Source organism: Klenkia sp. AC732 (assembly GCF_979256525.1).
Genome location: NZ_CEEDOS010000053.1, coordinates 1 through 8,068, shown reverse-complemented (window position 1 = coordinate 8,068; position 8,068 = coordinate 1). Strand labels below are relative to the sequence as shown.

The window sequence follows — 8,068 nt, the reverse complement described above, 5'->3', positions numbered from 1 at the left end:
CCGACTCCGGCATCCCCGACTCCGGCATCCCCGACTCCGGCATCCCCGACTCCGGCATCCCCGACTCCGGCATCCCCGACTCCGGCATCCCCTGCCCCCGCACACGCGTCCCCCGCCGCCGGCACGTCGCCGTCCGCGGCCCCCACGGTCCCGACGACCCCGTCGTCGACCGCGCCGGTCCCCGCGTCGACCGGCACCACGACGCCCGCGGTGGCCCCGGGGGTCGGGGGCAGCACGCCCGCACCCGCCACGAACCGCCCGACTGCGCCGACCCCGACTGCGCCGACGCCGACCCCGGCAGCGACGCAGTCGGGCCAGGCTGCCCCGGCCTCGACGCCGGCGGCTGCCGCCGTGGCTGCGCCCGCGCAGGCCTCGACTGCGACGCCGCCCGGCACGGCTTCGCCGGCCTCGACTGCTGCGCCCGCGCCGACCTCGACGGCGACGCCGCCGGCCGTGAACGCGCCGCAGACGACGGCGCCGGCTGCCTCGACCTCGACGCTGTCGGTCGAGGCTGCGTCGACGGTGAGTCCGTCGTCGCCGTCCGCCCCTGTGGGTCCGTCTTCGGTACCCGCGTCGTCGACCACGAACCCGGGCGGACCGCCCAGCAGCCCGTTCGAGGCGTCCGGGGCGGTGTCCGGGCTGAGCCCGGCGACGGCCACGGCCCCGCTCGCCGGGTACGCCGGGCTGTCCGGCCCGGGGTGGTCGGCGCCCGGGACGACCAGCTACTCACTGCCCTCCGAGACCGTCGACCTGACCGGCACCACCGCCGCCGAGGTCGCGGCTGACCGCGCCTCGCGGCTGGCCGAGACCACGCAGGACGCCTTCGCCGCGCGGTGGAGTGCGGAGCACCCCGGTGAGCCGGTGTCCAAGAAGCAGCGGTCGAAGGTCCCGGGCACCGCAGGTGCGCTGGTGACCGCCGACGGCCGGGTCTGGACGCACACCAGCATCAAGGGCGGGACCCTGGACAGGGTGCACCCCGTCGTCAGCCGGGTGTACGACGCCGTGCGGACCGGCGGGAGCCCCGCCGTCCACCACGGGCAGTGCGCCGAGGTGGCGCTGCTGTCCGACGCGCTGTGGTCGGCGCAGGACCGAGCCGGGCAGGACGGCATCCCCGAGCTCCCTGGGCCACTCCCCGCTCGCACGGCCTCGGACGCCGAGTGGGCGCCGTTCGAGCAGTGGGCCAACGCCGTCCTGGCCGGTGCCGTCATCACCTCTGTGGACCTCAAGGCCGGGACCACCGTCGAGGGGGAGCGGACCCCGACGCCGTACAAGGAGCCGTGCTCCTCCTGCGCCGCGGCGATCGGCCAGGCGACCACGGGCCCGGACGGTGTGCCGGTCGTCGTCTCCCCGTCGTTGGGCACCGTGCAGGCCACCGACACCCCGGCGGGCACTCCCCGGACCCCGCTGCCCGCCGCGCCGGCGGCTGCAGCGCAGGCCGAGGCCGATGCGGCTCTCGCCGAGGCGGGCGCTGCCTACGAGCGGTTCCGTGCCGACGACGGCGACGTCGCGCGCATCGCAGCGACCGTGGGCTGGGCGACGCCAGAGCAGGTGCAGCAGGTCAAGGACCACCTGCTCCGTCCCACCCAGCCGATCGCCCGACCCGACGGGACGCTGGACCACCGCCCCTTCACCCCGCACCCGCTCATCGCCGAGGCCTGGCAGCGGATGTCCGACGGCGAGGTCCGGGCCTCCGACGAGGTCCTGCTGCGGCACGAGCTGACGGAGTCGGACCTGCTCGCCTCCGGCGATGCCGCCAACTACCAGGAGGCCCACACCCGGGCCACGAGTGCCCACGACTGGGTCGCCGCCCTCGCCCGCGAGGGCGTCCACCCCACCCTGACGGAGGGACACGCGCATGGCGCTGCTGGTGCACTGGGAACGCGTGGCGGAGACCCCGACCACGGTCACGTACCGCTTCGGGGCGGACCCGGGCCGGATGGGGGGCTCGACGGTGATCGACAAGGTGAGCGGCCAGCCGCGCGGGACGCTGCTCGGCCAGGCGACGTGGGTGGTGCACGAGGTGGTCCGGGAACGGGCCGCGACGGGGACCTGGCCGGAGACGGGCGTGCTGGTGGCCTGACGGATGGGCCACCGCCGCCGCCTGGGACCGGGGACCGCGGCGCCGCTGTGGTGACGCCCACCCAGGCGGAGGGGCCGGCGTCGGCCCCGGCCACGGGTGTGGTCGAGGTGGAGCTGGTCGACGGCAGCACCGTCACCCCCGCCTACGGGCGGGACCGACTCGACGTGGGGCGCGGCTTCGAGCAGGCGTTGCCCGACCTGCTGCCCGCGGGCACCAGCCCCGCGGACTTCCACGCCCTGCGGACGGCCGAGCTGGCCACCCTGGATCCCGACCAGCGGGAGGTGCTCCGGCAGGTGCGGGACACCCAAGCGGTCTCACCGGGCGATCTCGTACAGCGGGCCCTGCCCCTGGAGGCCACCCGTGGGTACCTGGGCAATCAGCCGGTCCTCGACGACGAGGGTGCGCTGGTCTTCGACCCGGCCGGTGCCCGTGGGTACACCGCCGCGCTGCGCGACGTCATCGGACTGACCACCCCGGCCGAGGTGGTGGAGGGGCTGCGGCTGGACTACACCGACCGCGGCTACGAGTCCCGCAACGGCCGGCCGCCCTACCGGGCCGACGACGACACCATCGCCGTCCTGCGGTTCCCGATCGGCGAGGACGCCACGACCCTGCGGACGCCGTACGGTCCGGCCCTCGGCGGCACCGACGTCGACCCGACGCCGTTCACCGGCAACGGCTTCACCGCCAGCCAGGGCCACGCGGTCCCCGAGTACCGCACCGACGAGTTCGTCGTCCTGCCGGACGGGGCCGAGATCTGGTCGGTCGGCCGCGACGGCAGCGAGACCCTGCTCGGCGTCTTCGACGGCGAGGTCTGGACGTCGACCGCCGCGGGTCAGGAGCACGCCGGCCTCACCACCACGGAGGAAGTGCATGACCAGACCGACGCAGCACTCAGCGAGCACGGACACCTGGGCGGAGTGGCAGGGTCGGACCTTCGAGGCGGTGCCCTCCGCCCGGCCGCCGGGATCGGTGAAGCTCTTCAGCCCGGACCGGCCGGACGACCGGTGGACGGCGACCCGGACGGGCCGCTGGAGCAGGGTGGTCCCGGCGGCCGAGGCCGAGCTGTACCGGGTGCGGACGACGTGCCGGTGGCAGGGGGAGCCGTTCAGCGTGGAGGGCTCGACCCCCGGGGGCCGGCTGCAGCTGACCTACCTCGGTCGGGACCACCGTCGAGCGGAGACCCTGGGTCTGACGATGGCCCAGCCGGGCGTGTACGTGACGACGGCGGCGCCCGACGAGGTGACCTCGGTGGAGCAGGTCCGCTCCCCGGTCTGACCGGCCCCGCCGGGCAGACCGACGCGCTCGACGCGCGGACCTCGGACCCGGCGGCACAGCGACCGGCTCCCATCGACTCCGCGTCCGCATCGGACGCCGACGGGTCGGTCGCCGACCTGACCGCCGCGATGGACGCGCTGAGCCTGGACCCGGCGGCACAGGGGCCCTCTCCCGCGGACGGGTCGGTTGCCGACCTGACCGCCGCGATGGACGCGCTGAGCCTGGACCCGGCGGCGCAGGGGCCCTCTCCCGCGGACGGGTCGGTCGCCGACCTGACCGCCGCGATGGACGCGCTGAGCCTGGACCCGGCGGCACAGGGGCCCTCTCCCGCGGACGGGTCGGTCGCCGACCTGACCGCCGCGATGGACGCGCTGGCCCTGAACCCGGGCACGGCCCGCCCGGAGGTGGAGCCCGACCGTTACACCGACCCCGGGGACGCCATCCGGCAGGCGCTGCGCCAGGCCCACGCCGCGGACCCCCGGCTCACCTCCTGGGTGTCGCGGGTCAACCCGAACCTGCAGGTCCACCCGGTCGGCAGCGACGCCGCGGCGCAGTGGGCCAACAACTGCGGCGAGTGCTCCCGGCGGGTGGCCGACGCCGTGGGCGGACAGGGCGTGGAACCGGCGTGGGGCGACCCGCGGCGCGGCGAGTACCGGGAGATGTACGACTGGGCGGGGGTCCGTCCGCAGTCCGCGGCCACCGCGCCGGCCCCGGCCCCGGCCGACCCCGCGGCCCCCGTCGTCCCCGCGGACGACACCGCTGCCTTCACCCAGCAGGCCTGGGCCACGATCGCCGACCAGCTCGCCGGTGCCCCGGTGGGCACGGTCGCGGTCCTCGGGGTCGACTGGAACGTCACCGGGTTCGCCCGCGGGGAGGCCGGGGGGCACTGGTTCACCGCGGTCGTGACCGACCAGGGCCTGCAGTGGGTCGACGGGCAGGACGGGACGGTCTCGGGCTGGCCACCGGCGTACACGCATTCGATCTGGCGGGCCGAGGCGATCGTGCGTCGTCCGGGCGCTGCATGGGAGGGGATGGACCTTGCCGCAGGACGAGGAGACGGGACCGGCACTGCCGGGGACGCCGGAGGGAGCCGTGGCAGCGGTGCTCCGGTGGACGGGGGTCGACGACCAGGCGACGGAGGGCCCGTGGCGGGCGCGGCCGTTCCTGGACGCGTGGGCGGTGGTCCGGCCGACGTCACGGCGGGGGGAGCCCCTGCTGCTGGTCCGGGCCGGGAGGGTCCGGCCGGTGCACCTGGCCAGGGAGACCCTGGAGGAGGCGCACGCGAGCCTGGTGGCCGAGCAGGCCTGACCCCGGACGGCGGGGACGCCGTCTCCAGCTTCCCGGGGCAGCAGCTCGCCGAGCTCGCCGTCGACCGGGTCCTGCGCTCGGCCACGGTGCACCGGGCGGCGGGGGTCACCGCCACCGGGCGGGACCGGGAGACCGGCACGCGCGTGTTCACGGCCCCCGGCGTGGCGGAGTTCCGCGTCCGGGTGGAGCGCAGCGGTGAGCTGCCCCCGGGCACCCGGTCGTCCTCCCGCCAGGACGACGGTGGTCCCGCCGGGCCGCTCTTCCGGGTCACCGTGTCCGACACGGTGCCCTCGACGGACGTCGAGCGCACGGTCGCCCGCGAGCTCGCTGCGATCGTCGCCCGGCAGCAGGGGGCCCTCGACGGGCCCCCCGTGCTCACGTCGGGCCCGGCGCAGCAGCTCGGGTCGAGGGCCCCGCAGCTGACCGTCGCGGACCGGACCGACCTGGCCGAGCTCCGCCTCCTGGCCGACCGCACGCGGTCCAGCGCCCCAGGTGAGAGCCGGCGAGCCACGGAGGGACTGCGGCCGCTGCTGGAGCGCCTCGGTCTACTCCTCGCCCCGCCGCCGGCCGCCGCCGACACGGCAGCCGGAGCGACGCCGGACGTCTCCAGCACGGCTCCCGCCGTCGCCGCGCAGGGCGAGACCGCCGACGGCATCGAGCTGACCCCCGTGGGCGGCAGCACCCCGGGCCCGGACGCGCCCCCTGCCGCCTCGCCCCCTGCCGCCTCCGCGGACCCGGCGTCGGCAGCCCGGGCCGAGGCCGCTGCGCAGCGGCGCGAGGGCTACGCCGCGCGCTTCCAGTCCCTCCCGGACGACGTCCAGACGCTGGTGTTCGCCCTGAACAACTCCGCGTTGGCCGAGGTGGTCGACAGCGGCGTCAGCCCGCTCCGGCGCTACCTGCTCAAGACCCTCGGCGCCAGCTCCCTGGCCGGGGCGGTGGCCTCGGTCGCCGGCGCCGGTCTCAGCGCTGCGGCAGGCGCACCGCAGGGAGCCGTCGCCGGCGGGGTCGGCGTCGTCACCACCTCCCTGACGGGTGTCTCCACCGCCTGGGCCGAACGGGGCGCGGCGCGGGCCACGGAGCAGCTGGGCACGCGCGTCGACGCCCAGGACCGGGTGCCGGCCGCCGTGCGGCTGCTGCGCGCGCGGTCGGCCGAGACCGCCGCCGCCGGGCGGCGCGCCGATGCCGCGCTCTCCGACGAGGTGCGCCAGCTGCGCACGCGGCTGGACGGCGGCGACGACGTCGCGGCGCAGGCTGCCGCGCCGGCGCCCCGGACGACGGGTCCCGACGTCCGCCCCGACGCCGCCGACCGGCTCGCAGCAGAGCGCGCGGGGGAGGCCGGCCTGTCCCGGCGGGCCCGCGCCCGGGAGAAGGTGCTGTCGCTGGGCCGCTACCTGGCCAAGCACGCGACCGGCGCGACGATCGCCGCCGGTGTCGGCGTCGGGATCAACGTGGGCATCGCGGCGGCCGTCGGGTGGCCGTTGCTCACCGTCGCCGTCGGGGCCCTGGTCGCCGCCGTCGTGGTCGCGGTGGCGACCGCTCTGGTGGAGCGGTGGACGGCCCAGCGCAAGGCAGCCCGGGAGGACCGCAAGAACGCCGAGCTCGACGCCCGGGCCCAGGCCCTGGAGACCGCGCACGCCCAGCGCCGCACCGCGACGCAGCGCGCCGACCTGGCGCGACTGGCGGGCCTGGAAGCCGACCAGGTGGCAGAGCAGCAGCGACTGCTGGACCCGGCCCGGACGGCGACCGGGGCGGCCGCGCCCTCGGAGCAGGCCGCATCCACCGAGCCGACGGGGCCCACCGCGGCGGCCGCGCCCGCCCGGGCTGACGCGCCCGGCGTCGCCGGGAGCTGGTTGGACCTGCAGGTGAGGGGCGTCTTCACCGACCTCGCCCGGCGGCGCACCGCCCTGGACACGCGGGAACAGGCCGCGGGCACACCGGCTCGTCCGCCCTCCCAGGAGCGGAAGGCGCTCACCCAGGACCTCGCGGCCGCCATCGCGGCCCACGACCTGGTCGCCTCGGACCTGCTGACCGGTGCCGACCCCGCCGCCCCGCTGACGACGGAGGACCTGGCGCGCCTGGCGGACACGCCGTGGGTGTCGCGACGGGCCGACCTGCTGCAGGCGGTCACCGCCGAGCTCGACGCGACCGCGGCCGAGCAGCTGCTGGCCGACATCAGCGTGGGCGACCCCCGCCCGGCCGCCACCCCCAGCTGGGCCGAGCACCTGCCCAAGTGGCTGGTCTCGCTGGCGCTCCCGGTCGCTGCGGCCACCGTCGTCGCCGCCGTCGCCGGACCCGGTGGCCTCATCGCCAGCGCGCTGTCCGCCGTCGCCGTCGTCAGCGTGCCGGCAGCAGCCGCCATCGAGCGTCGCTTCGCCCTGCGCACCGAGGCGGCCAAGGACTCCGACGGTGCCGCGAGCCCGGCGTCGGCGGGTCTGCGACAGGCCCGCGCGGTGCACGACGCCCGCCTGGACCTCGAGGTCGCGCTCGCCCAGGCGCGGGTCGAGGTCCAACAGCTGGTGACCGAGGTCGCCCGGGAGCTCGCAGACCAGCGCGTCGCAGCCGAGGAGGCGGCCACCGCCGGGGCCAGGCAGGAACACCTCGCCCGGGCGCTCGACCGGCTGCGCAGCGCTCCCGAGCCCGGCCGGGCCGACGTCGTCGCGGGCACCACGACCGCCGCTGACCCCGACCGGGCGGCACTCGGCGCTGCGGCTGCCGCGCCGGTGACGGCCCCGGAGGGGGCGACGAGGCAGACCCTGCGGGAGTACCAGGCCCGTTTCGCCGCGCCGGCCGCCACCGCCGGCGCACTGACCGGTGCGGCCGCCGTCGCCACCCTCGCCGCCGGTGGGCTGCCCGCCGGCGGTCTGGCGACCTGGGCGGTCGGTGACCGCGCCCTGCTCGGCAGCGCCGTGACATCCAGCGCAGGGCTGCTCCTGGCGCCGGTGGCGGCACTGGCCGAACGGCAGCTGACCGACGACACCCTCGCGCGCACCACCGCGCGGGACGCCCAGATCGGCAACCACTCCGCGCTGCTGCTCGCCGCGGAACACCGGCAGGCATTCGCGGCGTTGGGCGCCGAGACCGTCGAGCTGCAGCGGGCGCTCGACGACCTGGTGGGCGTCCTGCTCGCCCCGCCGGGGACCGGGTCCAGCACCCAGGGCCGACCGTCCCCCGACGACACCGTCGACGGCGCAGACCCACTCCCGGTCGACCCGGCGCAGCCCGACCGGGCCCGGTCGGCCGAGGAGTCGGTGTGGGCCCGGGGACGCGCGATCGCGAACAGCACCGGCTGGGACCGCGAGCCGCACGTCCGCGAGGTCACGGCCCCGGCGGCCCAGCGGGTGGAGGACCGACCGTTCCCGGTGCCCGAGGTCCAGCCGCCGACCCCGACCCCGACCCCGACCC

At 77.4% G+C, this 8,068-nt stretch carries 2 protein-coding genes; one reads left to right on the top strand and one right to left on the bottom strand.

Features of this window, described 5'->3' with window-relative positions:
* Nucleotides 1-659: hypothetical protein (locus AC0IVP_RS19605; RefSeq protein ID WP_471758770.1), on the bottom strand; the 659-nt coding region annotated here is incomplete at its 3' end.
* Between AC0IVP_RS19605 and AC0IVP_RS19600 the strand changes: the two genes are divergently transcribed.
* A partial coding sequence (locus AC0IVP_RS19600) for a toxin glutamine deamidase domain-containing protein (RefSeq protein ID WP_471758768.1) occupies nt 631-8,068 on the top strand: 7,438 nt, incomplete at its 3' end. The genes AC0IVP_RS19605 and AC0IVP_RS19600 overlap by 29 nt on opposite strands.